22 protein-coding genes are annotated in these 19,396 nt (G+C 54.4%); 13 read left to right on the top strand and 9 right to left on the bottom strand.

Annotated elements, in window-relative coordinates:
• Positions 1 to 153: 153 nt before the first annotated feature.
• Together ispB and FKM52_RS03320 are read left to right on the top strand one after the other, a co-directional pair.
• On the top strand, positions 154 to 1,125 hold the full coding sequence (ispB, locus tag FKM52_RS03325) for an octaprenyl diphosphate synthase (protein WP_141174785.1): 972 nt from the start codon (positions 154 to 156) through the stop codon (positions 1,123 to 1,125).
• 343 nt (positions 1,126 to 1,468) lie between these two features.
• Positions 1,469 to 1,744 carry a helix-turn-helix domain-containing protein gene (locus FKM52_RS03320; RefSeq protein ID WP_141174784.1) on the top strand — a complete coding sequence of 92 codons (276 nt, stop codon included), beginning with the start codon at positions 1,469 to 1,471 and terminating at the stop codon, positions 1,742 to 1,744.
• 68 nt (positions 1,745 to 1,812) lie between these two features.
• On the opposite strand, the gene murA is transcribed toward FKM52_RS03320, so the two are convergent.
• The 7 genes from murA to mlaF all read right to left on the bottom strand — a co-directional run bounded on the left by murA (position 1,813) and on the right by mlaF (position 6,608).
• Positions 1,813 to 3,069, bottom strand: a complete 1,257-nt coding sequence (gene murA, locus FKM52_RS03315) for a UDP-N-acetylglucosamine 1-carboxyvinyltransferase (RefSeq protein WP_141174783.1) — start codon at positions 3,067 to 3,069, stop codon at positions 1,813 to 1,815.
• 68 nt (positions 3,070 to 3,137) lie between these two features.
• On the bottom strand, positions 3,138 to 3,392 hold the full coding sequence (ibaG, locus tag FKM52_RS03310) for a BolA family iron metabolism protein IbaG (RefSeq protein WP_141174782.1): 255 nt from the start codon (positions 3,390 to 3,392) through the stop codon (positions 3,138 to 3,140).
• A gap of 117 nt (positions 3,393 to 3,509) precedes the next feature.
• Positions 3,510 to 3,815, bottom strand: a complete 306-nt coding sequence (mlaB, locus tag FKM52_RS03305) for a lipid asymmetry maintenance protein MlaB (RefSeq protein WP_141174781.1) — start codon at positions 3,813 to 3,815, stop codon at positions 3,510 to 3,512.
• A complete protein-coding gene (mlaC, locus tag FKM52_RS03300) occupies positions 3,808 to 4,446 on the bottom strand; it encodes a phospholipid-binding protein MlaC (protein ID WP_141174780.1) in 639 nt (212 codons plus the stop codon). The genes mlaB and mlaC overlap by 8 nt, the downstream gene beginning before the upstream one ends.
• A 12-nt stretch (positions 4,447 to 4,458) precedes the next feature.
• A complete protein-coding gene (gene mlaD, locus FKM52_RS03295; RefSeq protein WP_141174779.1) occupies positions 4,459 to 5,001 on the bottom strand; it encodes an outer membrane lipid asymmetry maintenance protein MlaD in 543 nt (180 codons plus the stop codon).
• Between the two features lie 4 nt (positions 5,002 to 5,005).
• Entirely contained in the window at positions 5,006 to 5,788 is a 783-nt protein-coding gene (gene mlaE, locus FKM52_RS03290; RefSeq protein WP_141174778.1) for a lipid asymmetry maintenance ABC transporter permease subunit MlaE, read from the bottom strand.
• Positions 5,789 to 5,795: 7 nt separating this feature from the next.
• Positions 5,796 to 6,608: a phospholipid ABC transporter ATP-binding protein MlaF gene (gene mlaF / locus FKM52_RS03285; RefSeq protein WP_141174777.1), complete on the bottom strand. Its 813-nt coding sequence runs from the start codon at positions 6,606 to 6,608 to the stop codon at positions 5,796 to 5,798.
• 227 nt (positions 6,609 to 6,835) lie between these two features.
• Between mlaF and FKM52_RS03280 the strand changes: the two genes are divergently transcribed.
• The 11 genes from FKM52_RS03280 to npr all read left to right on the top strand — a co-directional run bounded on the left by FKM52_RS03280 (position 6,836) and on the right by npr (position 14,876).
• On the top strand, positions 6,836 to 7,816 hold the full coding sequence (locus FKM52_RS03280) for a calcium/sodium antiporter (protein WP_141174776.1): 981 nt from the start codon (positions 6,836 to 6,838) through the stop codon (positions 7,814 to 7,816).
• A 14-nt stretch (positions 7,817 to 7,830) separates the two neighbouring features.
• Positions 7,831 to 8,817, top strand: a complete 987-nt coding sequence (gene kdsD / locus FKM52_RS03275) for an arabinose-5-phosphate isomerase KdsD (RefSeq protein ID WP_141174775.1) — start codon at positions 7,831 to 7,833, stop codon at positions 8,815 to 8,817.
• Between the two features lie 16 nt (positions 8,818 to 8,833).
• Positions 8,834 to 9,400 carry a 3-deoxy-manno-octulosonate-8-phosphatase KdsC gene (gene kdsC, locus FKM52_RS03270; RefSeq protein WP_141174774.1) on the top strand — a complete coding sequence of 189 codons (567 nt, stop codon included), beginning with the start codon at positions 8,834 to 8,836 and terminating at the stop codon, positions 9,398 to 9,400.
• Positions 9,397 to 9,972 carry an LPS export ABC transporter periplasmic protein LptC gene (lptC, locus tag FKM52_RS03265; RefSeq protein ID WP_141174773.1) on the top strand — a complete coding sequence of 192 codons (576 nt, stop codon included), beginning with the start codon at positions 9,397 to 9,399 and terminating at the stop codon, positions 9,970 to 9,972. The genes kdsC and lptC overlap by 4 nt, the downstream gene beginning before the upstream one ends.
• On the top strand, positions 9,944 to 10,492 hold the full coding sequence (gene lptA / locus FKM52_RS03260) for a lipopolysaccharide ABC transporter substrate-binding protein LptA (protein ID WP_141174772.1): 549 nt from the start codon (positions 9,944 to 9,946) through the stop codon (positions 10,490 to 10,492). The genes lptC and lptA overlap by 29 nt, the downstream gene beginning before the upstream one ends.
• Before the next feature lie 5 nt (positions 10,493 to 10,497).
• Positions 10,498 to 11,223 (top strand): LPS export ABC transporter ATP-binding protein, encoded by a 726-nt coding sequence (lptB, locus tag FKM52_RS03255; protein ID WP_141174771.1) that lies wholly within the window; start codon positions 10,498 to 10,500, stop codon positions 11,221 to 11,223.
• Between the two features lie 47 nt (positions 11,224 to 11,270).
• A complete protein-coding gene (gene rpoN, locus FKM52_RS03250) occupies positions 11,271 to 12,707 on the top strand; it encodes an RNA polymerase factor sigma-54 (protein ID WP_141174770.1) in 1,437 nt (478 codons plus the stop codon).
• 23 nt (positions 12,708 to 12,730) lie between these two features.
• On the top strand, positions 12,731 to 13,018 hold the full coding sequence (hpf, locus tag FKM52_RS03245) for a ribosome hibernation promoting factor (RefSeq protein WP_141174769.1): 288 nt from the start codon (positions 12,731 to 12,733) through the stop codon (positions 13,016 to 13,018).
• 178 nt (positions 13,019 to 13,196) lie between these two features.
• Positions 13,197 to 13,679, top strand: a complete 483-nt coding sequence (gene ptsN, locus FKM52_RS03240) for a PTS IIA-like nitrogen regulatory protein PtsN (RefSeq protein ID WP_181407891.1) — start codon at positions 13,197 to 13,199, stop codon at positions 13,677 to 13,679.
• Positions 13,680 to 13,752: 73 nt separating this feature from the next.
• Entirely contained in the window at positions 13,753 to 14,607 is an 855-nt protein-coding gene (rapZ, locus tag FKM52_RS03235) for an RNase adapter RapZ (protein WP_141175195.1), read from the top strand.
• Positions 14,604 to 14,876: a PTS phosphocarrier protein NPr gene (gene npr, locus FKM52_RS03230; protein ID WP_141174767.1), complete on the top strand. Its 273-nt coding sequence runs from the start codon at positions 14,604 to 14,606 to the stop codon at positions 14,874 to 14,876. Before rapZ ends, npr begins: the two co-directional genes overlap by 4 nt.
• 4 nt (positions 14,877 to 14,880) lie before the next feature.
• On the opposite strand, the gene mtgA is transcribed toward npr, so the two are convergent.
• Entirely contained in the window at positions 14,881 to 15,576 is a 696-nt protein-coding gene (mtgA, locus tag FKM52_RS03225; RefSeq protein ID WP_141175194.1) for a monofunctional biosynthetic peptidoglycan transglycosylase, read from the bottom strand.
• Between the two features lie 900 nt (positions 15,577 to 16,476).
• On the bottom strand, positions 16,477 to 18,822 hold the full coding sequence (gene arcB, locus FKM52_RS03220) for an aerobic respiration two-component sensor histidine kinase ArcB (RefSeq protein WP_141174766.1): 2,346 nt from the start codon (positions 18,820 to 18,822) through the stop codon (positions 16,477 to 16,479).
• Positions 18,823 to 19,396 lie beyond the last annotated feature (574 nt).

The raw sequence follows: 19,396 nt of genomic DNA, 5'->3' as shown, positions 1-19,396 counted from the left end.
GACATAGCAAAGGATTGCAGAAAAAAAACGCAGCGCCATACTCAGGATTCCAGAGTCTCGTTTTTCAAGTACAATCTGTAATACATTACATCCCACAGACATGGGCAAAGTCGCTTAACATGGCGCTGAACAGAGCAATAGCTGAACAGACTGATGAATTTAGAACAAATTAATGAATTAACCGCGCAGGATATGGCGGCCGTCAACGAGACTATCCTCTCACAGCTGAATTCAGATGTTTCGCTCATCAATCAGTTGGGTTACTACATTATCAGCGGCGGCGGCAAACGTATTCGCCCGATGATCGCCATCCTTGCGGCGCGCGCGCTGGGCTACGAGGGCAGCCAGCATGTCACTATCGCCGCGCTGATCGAATTTATTCATACGGCGACGCTGCTGCATGACGATGTGGTGGATGAATCTGATATGCGCCGCGGCAAAGCGACCGCCAACGCCGCCTTTGGCAACGCGGCCAGCGTGCTGGTCGGCGATTTTATCTATACGCGCGCCTTTCAGATGATGACCAGCCTCGGCTCGTTGCGCGTACTGGAGCTGATGTCGGAGGCGGTAAACGTTATCGCCGAAGGCGAAGTGCTGCAGCTGATGAACTGCAACGATCCGGATATTACCGAAGAGAGCTATATGCATGTTATCTACAGCAAAACCGCGCGTCTGTTTGAAGCGGCGGCGCAGTCATCCGGCATTCTTGCCGGCGCGACGGCGGCTGAAGAGCAGGCATTGCAGGCATATGGCCGCTATATCGGCACCGCTTTCCAGCTGATTGACGATCTTCTTGATTACAGCGCGGATGGTCAGACGCTGGGCAAGAATGTCGGCGACGATCTGAGCGAGGGCAAGCCTACGCTGCCGTTGCTGCACGCCATGCGCCACGGCGACGCGCAGCAGGCGGCGATGATCCGCGAGGCAATCGAGCAGGGCAATGGCCGCCATCTGCTGGAGCCGGTGCTGGAAACCATGCGCCAGTGCGGCTCGCTGGCATGGACGCGCAGCCGCGCCGAGCAGGAAGCGGATAAGGCTATCGCCGCCCTGCAGACGCTGCCGGAATCCCCCTGGCGCAGCGCGCTTGAGGCGCTTGCGCATATGGCCGTCCAGCGCGACTCCTGATAGCCGGCGCAACGGGAGCGCTGCCGCAGGCGGGCTCCCGGTTTAGCTTCTCTGTTTTCCTTCCCGTACTTTCCAGTAGTTTCCAGATTTCTTCGGATCGGTCCGATCGCGCCTCGCTTCTGTTGCAGCAGTTATTAATATTTTGCGAAGAAAGACACAGTTTATCAGCATCGATTAAAAATAACTGGAAACTTATGGAATCTGTTTGCTATAAAAAAACACCGTAACTCAACAGGTAACTCTATTTTTTGACAACATCTCCGTTTTCTTAAATAAGATCATCCTGATAGCCGTTAACGCCTCCATGGTTGATCGTCGAAATCCGCATAGGGAGAGATGCGCTATGAATAAAAGCAAGCTTCAGAAACACGACTGGCATCCCGCCGATATTATCGCCGCCCTGCATAAAAAGGGAACGTCTCTGGCAGCCGTTTCGCGCCAGGCCGGGCTTAGCTCATCCACGCTGGCAAACGCCCTTAATCGCCCCTGGCCCAAAGGCGAGTGGCTGATCGCGGACGCCATTGCCGTTCACCCTGCGGAGATCTGGCCCAGCCGCTATTACGATCCTAAAACCAATCGGCTGATCGATCGAAAAAAATTGATCCGCATCCGTACCTGACGGCCTTGGGGCAAAAAAAAAAGCTCCCGCTTAACGGGAGCTGCTTTTTTAATAGTTCGCCGGTTCGGTTAACCGGCTACGCGCTCAATGTTGGCGCCCATGGCAATCAGCTTATCTTCGATATGCTCATAGCCGCGATCGATATGGTAGATACGATCGACGATGGTGGTGCCTTCCGCAATGCAGCCCGCCAGCACCAGGCTGGCCGAAGCGCGTAAGTCAGTCGCCATCACCTGCGCGCCGGAAAGCTTTTCTACGCCATGACAGATGGCGGTATTGCTCTCAATCTCAGCATGCGCGCCCATACGAATTAGCTCCGGGATATGCATAAAGCGGTTCTCGAAGATAGTTTCCGTAATCACGCCGGTGCCTTCCGCTACCAGGTTCAGCAGCGTAAACTGCGCCTGCATATCGGTAGGAAATCCTGGATGCGGCGCGGTGCGCACGTTTACCGCTTTCGGACGCTTACCGTGCATATCAAGGCTGATCCAGTCTTCTCCAGTCTCGATCTCCGCGCCCGCTTCGCGCAGCTTCGCCAGCACCGCATCCAGCGTATCCGGCTGGGTCTTATGGCAGACAACCTTGCCGCCGGAGATAGCGGCTGCTACCAGGAAGGTTCCGGTTTCAATACGATCCGGCAGCACGCGATAAACGCCGCCGCCCAGCCGTTCAACCCCTTCGATGGTGATGCGATCGCCGCCGGCGCCGCTGATCCTGGCGCCAAGCGTATTCAGAAAGTTTGCGGTATCGACGATTTCCGGCTCCCGCGCGGCATTCTCAATAACCGTGGTGCCCGTCGCCAGCGTAGCCGCCGACATAATAGTTACCGTTGCGCCTACGCTGACTTTATCCATCACGATATGCGCGCCTTTCAGGCGCCCGTTGACGGAAGCTTTAACGTAGCCCTCTTCCAGTTTGATTTCCGCTCCCAGCTGCTCCAGACCGGTAATATGCAGATCGACCGGACGCGCGCCGATAGCGCAGCCGCCCGGCAGCGAAACCTGGCCCTGGCCAAAACGCGCGACCAGCGGCCCCAGCGCCCAGATAGAGGCGCGCATGGTTTTCACCAGTTCATAAGGCGCGCAGTAAACATCGACCTTGCCGGCATCAAGATGCACTGAGCCATTGCGCTCTGCTTTCACCCCCAGCTGGCTCAGCAGCTTCATGGTGGTATCAATGTCCTTCAGCTTCGGGACATTTTGAATCTCTACCGGCTCTTCAGCCAGCAAAGCGGCGAACAGGATCGGCAGCGCGGCATTTTTAGCGCCGGAGATGGTAACTTCACCACTCAACCGGGTCGGACCCTGTACACGAAATTTATCCATTGCAACTGCTCTCTGTTGTCAGAACTCAAAGGGCCGTTGAGTCGCGGACAGTATGCCGCGCCAACAGCTTAAAAACCGTTCAGCTTACGATCCCTTTCCCACTCTTCGGGCGTGTAGGTTTTGATCGAAACCGCATGGATACGGTTATCGGCGATATATTCCATTAGCGGCGCGAAGACCGTTTGTTGCTTCTTCACGCGGCTCAGCTCACTAAAAAGCGCGCCGACGGCGATAACCTGAAAATGGCTGCCGTCACCGCTAACGTGGACTTCCTGCAACGGCAGCGCATTCATCAGCACGGCCTGGATTTCACTATTTTCCATGATTTTTCTGCATTCGGTTGATGATAAACAGGCTGACATAGTAGTTGAAAGCGCATTTATCTTAAATAAGCAAAAAGCCCCTGAGAATCCAGGGGCTTAATAAAGATTTAGCGCTAATCAGGCAGGATCGTCAGCAGAAACAATGATCTGCTGTAAATTGTACAGCGCGATCAGCGAATGCAATTTATCCGTAACGCCGCTAAAAACCGGCGCGGCGCCCTGCTGTTGCGCAATCTGCCGCAGGTGCACCAGCAGCGCCAGCCCGGCGGAATCCACGCGTTGCAGGCCGGCTACATCAATGGCGGCGATATTCCGCATGATGGTTTCACGCTGCTGCCACAGGTCGAGCAGCGTTTCCCGATCGAGCTCTCCCTGCAGGAACAGCGTCCCGTCCTCAACGCGCCAGCTCAGCCGATCAGCCATTATTTTTCTGATCCAGCGTAACAGGCTGCGCCGCGTAGTTTTTCAGCAGCTGCGTCAGGCCGTCAATGCCTTTGGTGCGCAGCGTATCGCTCCACTCGTTCTGCTTGGTGGTGATCATGCTGATCCCTTCAGCGATCATGTCATACGCCTGCCAGTTGCCGGTACGGCTGTTTTTACGCCACTGGAAATCGAGGCGAACCGGCGGGCGGCCGTTAGGATCGATAATGGTCACGCGAATGGCGATAATGCTGGCATCGCCCAGCGGCTGTTCCGGCGCGATCTGATAAGTCTGACCATGATAGAGCGCCAGCGCCTGGCCATAGGCCTGCGCCAGATAGTCGCCAAAGGCTTTAAAGTAGGCGTCGCGCTGCTCCGGCGTCGCTTCGCGATAGTAGCGGCCCAGCACCAGCGCGCCGGCATATTTCACCTGCACGTAGGGCAAAAGCTCCTGGCGCACGATATCACGCAGGTAGTTAGGATCCCGCTTAATCGCAGGCTGCTCATTCTTCAGGCGGGTAAAGGTCTTTTGCGCCGCCTCATTCATCAGCTTGTAAGGATTGCTTTGGTCTGCCGCGTTCGCCGCCAGCGGCGCGATAACCAGCATCGCGACCATCAGTAAACGTTTAAACATGCGTATAGCCTCTTAAGGTTGTTCCGGGGTGGCCGGAGCGGGTTGTGCAGGCGCGGCCTGCTCCTGCTGATTGCTCTGGTTGCCGCCATCGCCGCTCTTATACAAGAACTGACCGATCAGATCCTCCAGCACCAGCGCGGATTTAGTGTCCTGCAGCGTATCGCCATCTTTCAGGATCGCCGTCCCCATTTCCGGATCGTCGAACCCGACGTTTAGCGACAGATACTGCTCTCCAAGCAGCCCCTGGGTACGGATAGCCAGCGAGCTGGTATCGGGCAAGTGGTTATATTTCTCTTCAATCGCCATCGTGACGCGCGGCGACAGACTTTTTTCATCCAGCGAGATATCGGTTACGCGTCCAATGACCACGCCGCCAATTTTTACCGGCGAGCTGGTTTTTAGTCCGCCAATATTGTCGAACGTCGCGTAGAGTTTCCATGTCGGCTCGGTGCCCAGCGATTTCACATCCGCTACGCGCAGACAGAGAAACAGGATGGCAACCAGCGCCAGCAGCATAAAAGCGCCGACCCAAATTTCACTTTTTTTGGTTTGCATTGCTTTAGTTCCCAAACATCAGTGCTGTTAGCACAAAATCTAAACCGAGCACCGCCAGCGACGCATGAACTACCGTGCGCGTCGTAGCCCGACTGATCCCTTCAGAAGTTGGGATCGCATCATAACCGTTAAATAAGGCGATCCAGGTAACGGTGACGGCGAATACCGCGCTTTTAATCAGACAGTTAACCACATCGACGCGAAAATCGACCGCATTCTGCATCGCCGACCAGAAGAAACCGGCATCGATCCCCTTCCAGCTTACGCCTACCAGCGCGCCGCCCCAGATACCTACCGCGGTAAAGATCATGGTCAGCAGCGGCATACTGATAAAGCCTGCCCAGAAACGCGGCGAAATTACCCGACGCAGCGGATCTACCGCCATCATTTCCATACTGGAAAGCTGCTCCGTCGCTTTCATCAGTCCGATTTCCGCCGTCAGCGCCGATCCTGCCCGCCCGGCAAACAGCAGCGCGGTTACGACCGGCCCCAGTTCGCGCAGCAGCGAAAGCGCCACCAGCATTCCGAGGCTGGTTTCAGCGCTATAGGTGGTCAGCACCAGATACCCCTGCAGGCCGAGCACCATGCCGATAAACAGGCCGGAAACCACAATAATCAACAGCGACATCACGCCGACGCTGTAAAGCTGTTTAATCAGCAGCGGCGCATGCTTGCGAAATTCCGGCTTCCCCGCCAGCGCATGAAACAGCATCAGTCCTGCGCGGCCGAACGAGGCGCAGGTGCGAATCCCTTGGCGGCCCAGCGATGCCAGAGCATGTAAAAACATCAGTTTATTAACTCCCTGAACCGATCAGATCGGTAAAATAGTCGCCGGCCGGATAACGAAAAGGCACCGGCCCGTCGGCAATGCCGTCAATGAACTGACGTACGCGCGCATCCGGATTTTCCTGCAGCGCCTGCGTCGTTCCCTGAGCAATAACTTTTTGTCCGGCAACAATATAGGCGTAATCGGCAATGCTCAAGACTTCTGGCACATCATGCGATACCACGATACAGGTCATGCCTAAAGCGTGATTCAGCTCATCGATCAATTTAACCAGCACGCCCATAGTAATAGGATCCTGACCGACGAAAGGCTCATCGAACATAATCAGATCCGGCTCCAGCGCAATGGCGCGCGCCAGCGCCGCGCGCCGCGCCATGCCGCCCGACAGCTCGGAGGGCATCAGCGCCGCCGCGCCGCGCAGCCCGACCGCTTCCAGCTTCATCATCACCGTGCTGTGCAGCAGCGCCGGCGGCAGACGGGTATGCTCGCGCAGCGGCCAGGCGACATTTTCATAAACGTTAAGATCGGTAAACAGCGCCCCGGACTGGAATAACATGCTCATGCGCTTGCGCGTCTCATACAGACGGGAACGCGAAAGCGTGGGAATATTTTCTCCATCAAACCAGATCTCACCGGCATCTGGCTGTAGCTGTCCGCCAATCAGGCGCAGCAGCGTAGTTTTACCGATGCCGGAAGGCCCCATGATGGCGGTGACTTTCCCCTTCGGCACCGTTAACGAGATATTGTCGAAAATAGTGCGATCGCCGCGCGTAAAGCTAACGCCGTGGACCTCGACCAGATTCGTGGATGGCTGGTGCATTGCAACCTCTGTTATCCCTTTCAGGCGACTCAGATCAAATATGTTAAGCGTACTTTCATTGCGATAGCCGCGAGTTTTACAGAAACTTACCGCCCCGTCGTGGCGAAAACAGGCATACGTTTTACTTTTTGCTCGCAGGCGGTCAAAATCATCGCCATTCTTTTTGCAACGCCCGCAAAATGACGAGCCAGGCAAACCGACAAGTATAACCGATCCAAGGATTTTTCATGCTTTTAGCCACTGCACTGTTAGTTATCGGTTTAGTTTTACTGGTTTACGGTGCCGATCGTTTGGTGTTTAGTGCCGCTATCCTTTGTCGCTCGTTAGGCGTTCCGCCGATTATTATCGGCATGACGATTGTCGGTATCGGCACGTCGCTGCCTGAACTGATCGTTTCCTTTTCCGCAGCGACGCGCGGGCAGATGGATATGGCCGTCGGTACGGCGATGGGATCGAATATCACCAATATTTTGCTGATTCTCGGCGGCGCGGCGCTGCTGCATCCCCTGACGGTGCATTCCCGGCTGGTGCGGCGCGAGCTGCCGCTGATGCTGCTGGTTACGCTGCTGGGCGGCGTCATGCTGGTCGATAACCAGCTAAGCCGCGGCGACGGCATCGCGCTGGTAGCTATCGCCCTGCTTTACCTGCTGTATATTATCCGCATCGCGCGCCGCGCCGAACAGGATAACAACGATACCCTGACGCGGGAACAGCTGGCGGAACTGCCGCGCGACGATGCAGGCAATACCGTTGCGTTCCTGTGGCTGGCGGTCGCGCTGATTATTCTGCCGATGTCTACGCGCATGGTCATTGATAACGCTTCGGTGATTGCCGATTATCTTGGCGTCAGCGAGCTGGTAATTGGCCTGACGATCGTTTCCGTCGGCACCAGCCTGCCGGAGCTGGCGACGGTCATTGCGGGCGCATTAAAAGGGGAAGATGATATCGCCATCGGCAATCTTATCGGCTCCAACATTTACAATATCGCCCTTGTGCCCGGCCTGCCGGCGCTGTTCCAGCCCGGCGCGATCGACAGCGCCGCCTTTGCGCGCGATTACTGGATTATGCTGGGCGTCAGCGCCCTGTTTATGCTCTTTTGTTTACAACGTAGCCGTCGTATCGGGCGTAGCAAAGGCGCCTTTTTGCTGGCCGGTTTCGTTGTCTGGATAGCGGTACTCTACCTGGAACCTCTCTATCTCAACGGATAAAGGACTGAATATCAATGTCTCATCTCGTGCCTGAACCCGGCTTTGATTTCCAACAGGCTGGTAAAGAAGTGCTTCATATTGAACGCCAGGGGCTGGAACAGCTCGATCGGTATATTAATGAGGATTTCACGCGCGCCTGTGAAATGATGTTTTACTGCCAGGGAAAAGTGGTGGTGATGGGCATGGGCAAGTCGGGGCATATCGGCAAAAAGATGGCGGCCACCTTCGCCAGTACCGGAACCCCGTCCTTTTTCGTACACCCAGGGGAAGCCAGCCACGGCGATCTGGGAATGGTCACGGCAAAGGATGTGGTTATCGCCATCTCCAATTCCGGCGAATCCAACGAAATCATGGCGCTGATTCCGGTGCTGAAAAGGTTGAAGGTCGCGCTCATCTGCCTGACCAGCCGCCCGGAAAGCAATATGGCGCGCGCTGCAGATATCCATCTCTGTGTTAAAGTACCGCAGGAAGCCTGTCCGCTGGGGCTGGCGCCTACCTCCAGCACCACCGCTACGCTGGTGATGGGCGATGCGCTGGCGGTGGCGCTGCTTAAGGCGCGCGGCTTTACCGCCGAAGATTTCGCGCTTTCCCACCCTGGCGGCGCGCTGGGCCGCAAACTGCTGCTGCGCGTCAGTGATATTATGCACAGCGGCGACGAGATCCCGCACGTCGCCAAAGAGGCGTCATTACGGGATGCGCTGCTGGAAATTACGCGAAAAAATCTGGGAATGACGGCGATCGTCGACGATCAGATGCAGATTCAGGGCGTTTTCACCGACGGCGACTTACGGCGCGTATTTGATATGGGAATCGATTTTCAGCAGGCCGCTATCGCCAGCGTCATGACGCCGGGCGGCGTGCGCGTGCGTCCCGGTATGCTGGCGGTGGACGCGCTGAACCTGATGCAAAATAAGCATATTACCGCGGTGATGGTTGCCGATGGCGACCGGCTGATCGGCGTAGTACACATGCATGACATGCTGCGCGCGGGCGTAGTATAACCTGATGGAAATAAGAATGACGCAACAACCGGACGCCGTAGAAACCTGCTACGGCGCAGTAAGTTTTGATGTAATCGAACGCGCCAGGGCGATACGTCTGCTGATCTGCGACGTCGACGGCGTAATGTCTGACGGCCTGATCTATATGGGCAACAGCGGCGAGGAGCTGAAGGCGTTTAACGTCCGTGACGGCTACGGCATCCGCTGTCTGCTAACCTCTGATATCGAGGTAGCCATTATCACCGGCCGCCAGGCGAAACTGCTGGAAGATCGCTGCCGGACGCTGGGTATTACACATCTTTACCAGGGGCAGTCTGATAAGCTTTTGGCCTTCCGGGAACTTCTGGATACACTGTCGTTAAGCCCGAATCAGGTTGCCTATATCGGCGACGATCTGATTGACTGGCCGGTGATGGCGCAGGTGGGGCTGAGCGTGGCGGTAGCCGATGCGCATCCGCTGCTGCTGGGACGTGCGAATTACGTCACCCGTATTGCCGGCGGACGCGGCGCGGTACGTGAAGTCTGCGATCTGATTTTGATCGCCCAGGAGAAGTTTGATGATGCCAAAGGGCTGTCGATATGAGTAAAACCAGGCGTTGGATAACGTTACTGTTGGCGTTAATCGCCATAATATTGATCGGCTGGAACCTCGCCGGCAATGATAACGATCGGGCGCCGGTAGAGACCAACAGTCAGGAACCCACCTATACCAGCGCGAACTCCAGCACCGTAGTTTATAACCCGCTGGGAGCGCTCAGCTATAAACTGGTGTCAGATAAAGTGACCTGGTTCGCGGCGGAGGAGGTCAGCTGGTTTGATAATCCGCTGATGACCACCTATGACGACGACAAAATACCTGCCTGGTCAGTTCGCGCAGATAAAGCCAAACTGACTAAAGACCGCATGCTGTATCTTTACGGTCACGTTGAGGTCAATAGCCTGACGAAAGATGCCCAGATTGATCGGATCAAAACCGACAATGCGCAGGTCAATCTGGTGACGCAGGACGTGCAATCTGACGACCAGGTAACGCTTTATGGCCGCAGCTTTAACTCCACAGGTATGAAGATGCGCGGTAATTTACGGACGAAAACGGCCGAGCTGATTGAAAAGGTCAAAACCAATTATGAAATCAATACACAATCGCAGCCTTAAACTGCTGCTTATCAGTACACTGCTGGCTGCCGGCGCTCCGGCGCTTGCGCTGACGGGCGATTCCGACAAGCCCGTTAATATTGATTCCGCTAACCAGGCGCTGGATCTGCAGGGTAATGTGGCCACCTTTACCGGCAACGTGATCGTTACCCAGGGTTCGATCAAAATTACCGCCGATAAAGTAGTGGTTACGCGCCCCAACGGCGACAGCCAAAAAACCATCGTCGACGCCTGGGGAAATCCCGCTACCTTTTATCAGCTGCAGGATAACGGCAAGCCGGTCAAAGGCCATGCGCAGAAAATGCACTATGAGCTGGCGAAGGATCTGGTTGAGCTGACGGGCAACGCCTATATCGAACAGCTGGACAGCAATGTTAAAGGCGATCGTATTACCTATCTGGTGAAAGAACAGAAAATGCAGGCGTTCGGCCAGGGCGAAAACAAGCGCGTCACGACGGTGCTGGTGCCTTCGCAGCTGCAGGACAAAAACTCATCCAACAGCCAAAAGAAGAGTAACTGATTCGTATGGCAACGCTACTTGCTGAAAATCTGGCCAAGGCTTACAAGGGCCGCCGCGTGGTGGAGGATGTCAGCCTTCAGGTAAAATCCGGCGAAATCGTCGGCCTGCTGGGGCCGAACGGCGCCGGTAAAACCACGACGTTTTATATGGTGGTCGGCATTGTGCCGCGCGATGCCGGGCGCATCGTGATTGATGATGAAGACATCAGTATTTTACCGCTGCACGCGCGCGCGCGCCGCGGCATCGGTTATCTGCCGCAGGAAGCCTCGATATTTCGTCGGCTGAGCGTTTATGACAACCTGATGGCGGTGCTGCAGGTACGCGAGGATCTCACTACGGAACAGCGCCAGGATCGCGCCAAAGAGCTAATGGAAGAGTTCCATATCGAACATCTGCGCGACAGCCTGGGCCAGTCGCTTTCCGGCGGCGAACGCCGACGCGTCGAGATTGCCCGCGCGCTGGCGGCCAACCCGAAGTTTATTCTGCTGGATGAGCCGTTTGCCGGCGTCGATCCCATCTCCGTTATCGATATCAAAAAAATTATCGAACACCTGCGCGACAGCGGTCTGGGCGTCTTAATCACCGATCATAACGTGCGCGAAACCCTGGCCGTTTGCGAACGTGCCTATATCGTCAGCCAGGGGCGTTTAATTGCCCACGGCACCCCTGAAGCGATCCTGGAAGATGAACAGGTGAAACGCGTCTACTTGGGTGAAGAGTTCCGACTCTGATATGGTGTGGTTATAACAGTGTCTTACCGGGAATCGTTATTCTGAATATGAAGCAAGGTTTGCAACTCAGGCTCAGCCAACAGCTCGCCATGACGCCGCAGCTGCAGCAGGCTATCCGCTTGCTGCAGCTTTCCACGCTGGAGCTTCAACAGGAGATTCAGCTGGCGCTGGAGAGTAATCCGTTGCTTGAGCAGACCGATAATATCCATGAAGAGGTTGAATCGCGCGACGCGCCGGAGAGCGACACGCTCGACACGCGCGAGGCGCTTGAGCAGAAGGATATGCCGGAAGAGTTGCCGCTTGACGCCACATGGGATGAAATCTATACCGCCGGTACGCCATCCGGCACCGGCACCGATTACCGCGACGATGAGCTGCCGGTTTACCAGGGTGAAACCACCCAGTCGCTGCAGGACTATCTGATGTGGCAGGTAGAGCTAACGCCATTTACCGATACCGACCGCGCTATCGCCACCTCGATTGTCGATGCTATCGACGATACCGGCTATCTTACCGTTACGCTGGAAGATATTCGCGACAGCATGGGCGATGAAGATATCGCGCTGGATGAAGTTGAGGCGGTGCTCAAACGTATTCAGCGTTTCGATCCCGTCGGCGTCGGCGCTCGCGATCTGCGTGACTGCCTGCTGGTGCAGCTTTCCCAGTTTACCAGCGATACGCCATGGCTTGCAGAAGCGCGACTGATTGTCAGCGAGCATCTCGATTTGCTGGCTAACCACGATTTTCGCAGCCTGATGCGCGTCACCCGCCTGAAAGAAGAGGTGCTGAAAGAGGCGATGGCGCTGATCCAGTCGCTTGATCCGCGGCCGGGGCAGTCGGTCAACACCGACGAACCGGAATATGTGATCCCGGATGTGCTGGTGCGAAAAACGGGAAACCGCTGGACGGTTGAGCTGAACAGCGATAGCGTGCCGCGGCTGAAAATCAATCAGCAGTATGCCGCGCTGGGCAGCTCAGCGCGCAACGATAGCGACAGCCAGTTTATTCGTACTAACCTGCAGGAAGCCAAATGGCTGATTAAAAGCCTTGAAAGCCGCAATGACACCTTACTTAAGGTCACGCGCTGCATTGTTGAACAGCAGCAGGCTTTCTTTGAGCAGGGCGAAGAGTTTATGCGCCCGATGGTGCTGGCGGATATTGCCCAGGCCGTCGAGATGCATGAATCGACAATTTCACGCGTTACCACGCAAAAATATCTGCACAGTCCACGCGGTATTTTTGAGCTGAAATATTTTTTCTCCAGCCACGTTAATACCGAGGGCGGCGGCGAAGCGTCGTCAACGGCGATCCGCGCGCTGGTAAAAAAACTCATCTCGGCGGAAAATCCCGCCAAACCGCTGAGCGACAGCAAGCTCACCGCCATGCTGTCCGATCAGGGCATCATGGTGGCGCGCCGCACCGTCGCGAAGTATCGAGAGTCTTTATCTATCCCGCCATCAAATCAGCGTAAACAGCTGGTTTGATACTCACTGAGAAGGAAGACGCTATGCAACTCAATATTACCGGGCAACACGTTGAAATCACTTCAGCCTTACGCGACTTTGTGAACAATAAGTTTGCCAAGCTGGAACAATATTCCGACCGGATAACTCAGGTCCATGTTGTGCTAAAGGTAGAAAGAGTGCAGCAGATAGCAGAGGCGACGCTGCATATCAGCGGCGGCGAACTGCATGCGACTTCTGAGGCTGAGGATATGTATGCGGCGATCGACAGCCTGATCGATAAGCTGTCTCGCCAGCTAACCAAACATAAAGACAAATTAAAACAACACTAACCTTCACGTGGCTGAAGGAAAAACGCGTCGGTTAACCAGTCAACGATGTCGGGGGGCGAATTTTTTCGCCCCGTTTTTCCATTCACGCCTCACTGGCAAATTTTACTGCTTTTCTCGCCGTAAGACGCGTAAAGTAGCGCGATGCGCCGGTTAATGTGAACACGCAAGTGAAACTATGATGAACAACGAACTCTCACTGGAACTGAGCACTGTACTTAACCTCGACTGTACCCGCAGCGGAGTACATTGCCAGAGCAAAAAGCGGGCACTGGAAATCATCAGCGAGCTCGCTGCCAGGCAGCTCAACCTGCCGCACCAGACGGTTTTTGAAGCTATTCTGACACGCGAACGCATGGGCAGCACCGGCATTGGCAACGGTATCGCCATTCCGCACGGCAAGCTGGAAGAAGATACGCTGCGCGCGGTAGGCGTTTTTATCCGTCTCGATCAGCCTATCGCCTTCGATGCGATTGATAATCAACCAGTCGATCTGCTATTCGCCTTGCTGGTGCCGGCGGATCAATGTAAAACACATCTGCATACCCTTTCGCTGGTGGCGAAACGGCTGGCTGATAAAACGGTTTGTCGTCGCCTGCGGGCAGCGCAGAGTGATGAAGAGCTGTATGAAATCATCACCGCAACGCCGGAAGAGACTCACTGATTAATAAGCTTGCATTTTTGCCTGGATGGCTGGCGCAGACGCCGGCGTACAGGATAAATGGGGAGAGAATTTAATGGTGCTGATGATCGTCAGCGGACGTTCAGGCTCAGGGAAATCCGTCGCGCTACGCGCGCTGGAGGATATGGGATTTTACTGCGTAGATAACCTGCCGGTAACGCTGCTGCCCGAACTGGCGAATTCGTTATCCGAGCGCAATATCTCCGCCGCCGTCAGTATTGACGTGCGTAATATGCCGGAAACGCCGGACGTGCTGGAAAAAGCGTTAACCAGCCTGCCCGGCAGCTTTTCGCCGCAGCTGCTGTTTCTGGATGCCGATCGTAATACCCTGATTCGCCGCTACAGCGACACCCGCCGTCTGCACCCGCTCTCCAGTAAAAATCTCTCGCTGGAAAGCGCCATTGATGAAGAAAACGATCTGCTGGAGCCGCTGCGATCGCGCGCCGATCTAATCGTTGATACTTCAGAAATGTCCGTGCATGAGCTGGCCGAAATGCTGCGCACCCGCCTGCTTGGCAAGCGCGAACGCGAACTGACGATGGTGTTTGAATCCTTCGGCTATAAGCACGGCATCCCTATCGACGCCGATTATGTTTTCGACGTGCGCTTTCTGCCGAACCCGCACTGGGATCCCAAACTGCGCCCGATGACCGGTCTCGATCGCCCCGTTGCGGCGTTTCTCGACCGCCACACCGAAGTGCATAATTTTATTTATCAGACCCGCAGCTATCTGGAACTGTGGCTGCCTATGCTGGAAACCAACAACCGCAGCTATCTGACCGTCGCTATCGGCTGTACCGGCGGCAAACACCGCTCCGTCTACATTGCCGAACAGCTGGCGGACTATTTTCGTTCGCGCGGCAAGAATGTCCAGTCCCGCCATCGTACGCTGGAAAAACGCAAATCATGACCGTCAGGCAAACTGTTGAAATTAAAAATAAGCTGGGCATGCATGCGCGCCCGGCGATGAAACTGTTTGAGCTGGTGCAGAGCTTTGATGCTGAAGTGCTGCTGCGTAACGAAGCGGGCACCGAAGCCGAAGCCAGCAGCGTAATCGCCCTGCTGATGCTTGATTCGGCCAAAGGCGGCCATATTGAGATTGAAGCGAGCGGCCCGCAGGAGCAGCAGGCGCTGGCGGCGGTCATTGAACTTTTCGACGCCGGTTTTGACGAAGAGTAGAACCTTACAGGCGATATTGTTGAATATAGCCTGTTCCACCTAACTGGCGCATCTGTCGCATGATCCACTGCTGCCGCTGGCGAACATAGCCCGATGGCGCATCGACGCGAAAACGCAGCGGGTTTGGCAATACGGCCGCCAGCAGCGCGGCTTCGGATATCGTCAGAGCGCTGGCGGGCTTATGAAAATAGCGCTGCGCCGCAGCCTCAACGCCAAAGATGCCGTCGCCGAACTCGGCGATATTCAGGTAAACCGTCAGGATGCGTTTTTTGCTCCATACCCCTTCCAGTGCCAGCGTCAAACCTGCCTCCAGCCCCTTACGCAACCAGCTGCGCCCATCCCACAGAAATAAGTTTTTCGCCGTTTGTTGCGAGATGGTGGAGGCGCCACGCAGCCTTTTGTCCTGGTTATTCAATACCGATTCAATCGCAGCGACGTCAAATCCCCAATGTTCAGGAAACTTTTGGTCTTCAGCGGCGATAACGGCCAGCGAAACCCATGGCGAAATCTTATCGCTGGCGACCCAATCAGAATGCGCTACCCACGAAAACCGCCCTTCGATCCAGGCGGCGATCTGGCGCTCCGCCATTACCGCGGAGAAGGGAACCGGTAAAAAAGAGAATAATAAGATCCCGGCCAGCCAGATGCCGCCCAGCAAAAAACAGATCCGCAGCAGCCAGCGCCTGCCAAAAGAGAGCAGGCCTTTGTTACCTTTTCCGAAACGATTCGCACTGTTACCTGTTTTTCTCACTTATCAATTACTCTCATTTTCGCTTTGCTCAATGCTACGAATAAATCGCGAAATGCGCCGCAAAACGCCGCTTTTTTGCACTCATTTTTATGATTCAGAACTTTAGTTTTTGTTAATTTCTTCTTGCATCAATGGCTTCCATCTCAAAGGAATCGGTTCCAAAGGTTAGTGACATTGGTGAGTACCTGATAAAACCTCTCGCAACATTATCAACGCCCAACAGGCCATACATTCAAAAACCTTATATATGAAATAAAAAAGCGGCGCCCAATCGAAAGAAAAGACAAAGTTAGCTCAAGTAAACTGCACTTTCATTGTTCACTTCCCATCTCTTTTTATCTTCATCAAGATCGTTTTTAGTTTCTCACTTAGTTACGATAACTTTACAGCTAAAGCCTCTCTCTTCCCTCCGGTTACCAGGCGGTTGGTGAGAAGGACAATATTCTGGACTGGTGATTAATTACATTTAATTACAAGACATTAAGCAAAAGTGACATTCTCCATAGTTAATGGTGAATCACTAAAACTTTTGTGTAAAACGGACTCTTATTATGAGCAAATTTTTTTGCAATGAAATCCTTTACAAAAGCTCAAATTGACGCCAATATAGGGCCTCAGTTAATTACACGACTGACTGTATCACCAAATTAATGTTTTATGAGTGCAAACGCTGTTCAACATCACAAATTTTAATGAATGATTTAACAGATTCTGTGAGATTTGCTAAGGTGTGTCCAGGCGTTACCCAATACCATGCTTATGCCGCTAGTGAACTCTTCTAAGAATGGCCTGAGCAACCTTTTTCCCTGGTGTTGGCGCAGTATTCGCGCACCCCGGCACAAGCCGGGGTCATTTTTTTCCAGCGTCTGGCTGCTGTTTTACCCACTCTCGTAGCACTTCCACATCGTGTCGCCACTCCTGCTTCAGCTCATCAATCCATTCCTGCACATTATCCCACCACGCGGGTAGTTCGGGACTCTGAATCTGTTTCGCTAACTGCTGCAGATGCTGTAAGCCTACCGAACCTGCCGCGCCTTTGATTTTATGCCCTTCTTCAGCGATGCCCTTTTGATCGCGCGCCATCATATTAGAATCCAGCACCGCCAGATAGCCCGGCATCATCTGCTCAAACATATCGAGGCTGCGCGTAATCAGCGAAGGACCGACCAGTTCGGTGTACTGCTCCAGCATCGGCAGATCGAGCAACGCCAGCTTTTTATCATCCATGCGCTCATGCGCTATCGCTGGCGTCGTCGCTTCCTGATAATCCCAAAACTTTTTAATCATGGCGGTTAGCGCCGGAACCGCCAGCGGCTTGCTCAATACGTCATCCATTCCGGCATCAAGGTACTCTTTCTTATCTTTTAATACGTTAGCGGTCAGCGCGATCAGCGGCGGCAGCGCGCTGTCTTTAAAGCGCTGATGGATTTCCCGCGCAACATCCAGCCCGGTCATATCCGGCAGCTGAATATCCAGCAGCACCAGGTCAAACTCGTCAGGCTCGAACATATCAAGCGCTTCCTGGCCGGTCATGGCCACCTCCACGCTGTTGCCCAATTTTTCCAGCACCGAACGCGCCACCACTACGTTAAGTTCAATATCTTCGACCAGCAGCACATGGAGCGCAGGCAGCGGCATCTCATCCGCCGGCATTTCATCTTCCACCTCTCCCGCCACGCGCGGCGCTTTCAGCGTAACCGTAAAGCACGCCCCCTCTCCCGGCGCGCTGCGTACCGTGATATCGCCGCCCATCGCCTGCGCCAGGCGACGTGAAACCGCCAGGCCGATGCCGGTGCCGGTTGCCGGCTTGCCGCCATGCTGATCTTTTACCTGATAATACATGGCGAAAATCTTGTCCTGCTCATCAAAGGGAATGCCCATCCCTGAATCCTCAACCTCGAAGCGTAGCTGCTCCGCCTCGTAGCTGACTCGTACCACAATTTCGCCCTGGCGGGTAAACTTCACCGCATTGCCGATCAGATTCCACAGTATCTGGCGTAGCCGGGTGCCGTCGGCGATAATTTTATGCGGCAGCGGCAGCTGCGGATGGAGCACAAACCTGAGCCCCTTCGGCTGCGCCAGCAGGCCGGAAAGGTTTTCCAGATCGGCAAGGAAGCTGGTGAAATCAAGCGGCTGATTATCAAGCTGCACTTTGCGCCGCTCGATTTTATCCATCTCGATAACGTCATTAAAAATATTGCCCAGCGTGATCGCCGAGACGTGGATCGTTTTGAGATATTTCAGCTGCTCCTGATTTAAATCGGTATCAAGCAAAATACGGCTTAGCCCGACGATGCCGTTAAGCGGCGTGCGCAGCTCGTGGCTGATGGTAGAAATAAAGGTGGTTTTCTCACGGCTGGCGTTTTCCAGCGCGTCCTGATAGCGCTTACGCTCGGTGATATCACGGCCAAAGCCCATCAGGCCGCTGCGTTTGCCGACGCGATCGTAATAAGGGACTTTGCGGATTTCGAAGCAGGCTTTACGCCCGTCGGGATATTGCAGCCACTGCTCATAGGTAAGCGAAACATTATGGCGGAATACCTTTTCATCGGTTTCCAGCACTTTCGCCGCCGTTTCGTCATCGTAAACTTCTTTCGGCGTCAGGCCGATCAGCTGCCTTTCGCTTTTGCCGATCAACAGCTCCATTGCCCGGTTGCAGCCAGAAAACTGCTGATCGATATTGCGGTAAAACACCAAATCGGGCGAAGCATCCAGAAAAGATCGCAGAAAAGATGATTGCTGTTCAAGTTCGATTTGCGCCTGTTCGCGTCGCGCCATCTCCTCTTTCAGCTTATCGACCACCAGCAGGCGCGCCTCTTCCGCTTTAACGCGATCGGCAATTTCCTGATTCAACTGGCTGATGGTTTCTTTCATCTGCTGGTTTAGCTCAAGATCGCGCTTACGCATCTCTTCCAGCTTATCCACCAGCCGGGAAAGCCGCTGGCGCGACTCCTCCAGCTGCTCTACCACCACCGAGAGAAAGTAAACCGCCCAGGGAGTGATTAACAGCCCAAAAAACACGGAACGTACCATATCGATACTTTCCACATGGCCGCGCAGCAGCATGGTAACCGCCATCTGCACCACCATGGCCAGCACTACTAACGCGGAGGCCAGCAGCAGGGAAAAACGAATCAGCCCCAGCTTGACCATCAAATCGACATAATATTGCGCCAACAGACGAATTTGTTTCATATCAGCTTCCTTCCTGGTCTCTTTTTCCATCATACCCCACTTTGCCGCTAACCGGTTGAGACAAGCGTAAACGAGAAGATGGCGGCGACGGCGCTGGCTTCAGAAGAACAAGCAGGCAAACCGGGCGACGCCTGGCGGCAAAGGCCCGTGAGAAGGAAGGTAAAAGGTAAAGCAAGCGCTGCGGGAGCGCTATTGAGGTATGTGGTCGGATGCCGCCGCAAGCAAGCGTAGGGTGGGTTAAAACCGCGACGATTTCATCAGGTTGCATAGACTGAAGGTATGTTTGTTTAATCAGATGCCGCCGTTTAGCCTCGATTTCCTTAAAAAATGCTCCTGCGCTGCCTCTCATCTTACCAACGCTAAAGAATAATCATTCAAATTAAGCGCGTTTTTAATCATTCACCACTCAATTAGATTTGCTAATAATCATCCTGTGTTTAGCGAAAAAGTAAAGTTATAAGAAAAACAGTCAGATTCCATAATCCCGACGTAATTTATAGCATTTAATCCTGCAATACGCGCCGACACTAGCATGGTGCAGAGATTTGACCGCTGCCCTATAGTGAGACAGCTC

The sequence above is a fragment of the Mixta tenebrionis genome (genome assembly GCF_006517625.1).
In the GTDB taxonomy this organism is placed as follows: domain Bacteria; phylum Pseudomonadota; class Gammaproteobacteria; order Enterobacterales; family Enterobacteriaceae; genus Mixta; species Mixta tenebrionis.
This window is presented reverse-complemented; position numbering and strand designations above follow the sequence as displayed.

Coding starts and splice junctions, on each gene's coding strand:
- mlaC (WP_141174780.1), bottom strand. CDS start 4,446: ATGTTTAAACGTTTACTGATGGTCGCGATGCTGGTTATCGCGCCGCTG.
- ispB (WP_141174785.1), top strand. CDS start 154: ATGAATTTAGAACAAATTAATGAATTAACCGCGCAGGATATGGCGGCC.
- npr (WP_141174767.1), top strand. CDS start 14,604: ATGACCGTCAGGCAAACTGTTGAAATTAAAAATAAGCTGGGCATGCAT.
- mlaE (WP_141174778.1), bottom strand. CDS start 5,788: ATGTTTTTACATGCTCTGGCATCGCTGGGCCGCCAAGGGATTCGCACC.
- ptsN (WP_181407891.1), top strand. CDS start 13,197: ATGAACAACGAACTCTCACTGGAACTGAGCACTGTACTTAACCTCGAC.
- arcB (WP_141174766.1), bottom strand. CDS start 18,822: ATGAAACAAATTCGTCTGTTGGCGCAATATTATGTCGATTTGATGGTC.
- lptA (WP_141174772.1), top strand. CDS start 9,944: ATGAAATCAATACACAATCGCAGCCTTAAACTGCTGCTTATCAGTACA.
- lptC (WP_141174773.1), top strand. CDS start 9,397: ATGAGTAAAACCAGGCGTTGGATAACGTTACTGTTGGCGTTAATCGCC.
- mlaF (WP_141174777.1), bottom strand. CDS start 6,608: ATGCACCAGCCATCCACGAATCTGGTCGAGGTCCACGGCGTTAGCTTT.
- rapZ (WP_141175195.1), top strand. CDS start 13,753: ATGGTGCTGATGATCGTCAGCGGACGTTCAGGCTCAGGGAAATCCGTC.
- ibaG (WP_141174782.1), bottom strand. CDS start 3,392: ATGGAAAATAGTGAAATCCAGGCCGTGCTGATGAATGCGCTGCCGTTG.
- kdsD (WP_141174775.1), top strand. CDS start 7,831: ATGTCTCATCTCGTGCCTGAACCCGGCTTTGATTTCCAACAGGCTGGT.
- FKM52_RS03320 (WP_141174784.1), top strand. CDS start 1,469: ATGAATAAAAGCAAGCTTCAGAAACACGACTGGCATCCCGCCGATATT.
- lptB (WP_141174771.1), top strand. CDS start 10,498: ATGGCAACGCTACTTGCTGAAAATCTGGCCAAGGCTTACAAGGGCCGC.
- mlaB (WP_141174781.1), bottom strand. CDS start 3,815: ATGGCTGATCGGCTGAGCTGGCGCGTTGAGGACGGGACGCTGTTCCTG.
- murA (WP_141174783.1), bottom strand. CDS start 3,069: ATGGATAAATTTCGTGTACAGGGTCCGACCCGGTTGAGTGGTGAAGTT.
- mlaD (WP_141174779.1), bottom strand. CDS start 5,001: ATGCAAACCAAAAAAAGTGAAATTTGGGTCGGCGCTTTTATGCTGCTG.
- rpoN (WP_141174770.1), top strand. CDS start 11,271: ATGAAGCAAGGTTTGCAACTCAGGCTCAGCCAACAGCTCGCCATGACG.
- kdsC (WP_141174774.1), top strand. CDS start 8,834: ATGACGCAACAACCGGACGCCGTAGAAACCTGCTACGGCGCAGTAAGT.
- FKM52_RS03280 (WP_141174776.1), top strand. CDS start 6,836: ATGCTTTTAGCCACTGCACTGTTAGTTATCGGTTTAGTTTTACTGGTT.
- hpf (WP_141174769.1), top strand. CDS start 12,731: ATGCAACTCAATATTACCGGGCAACACGTTGAAATCACTTCAGCCTTA.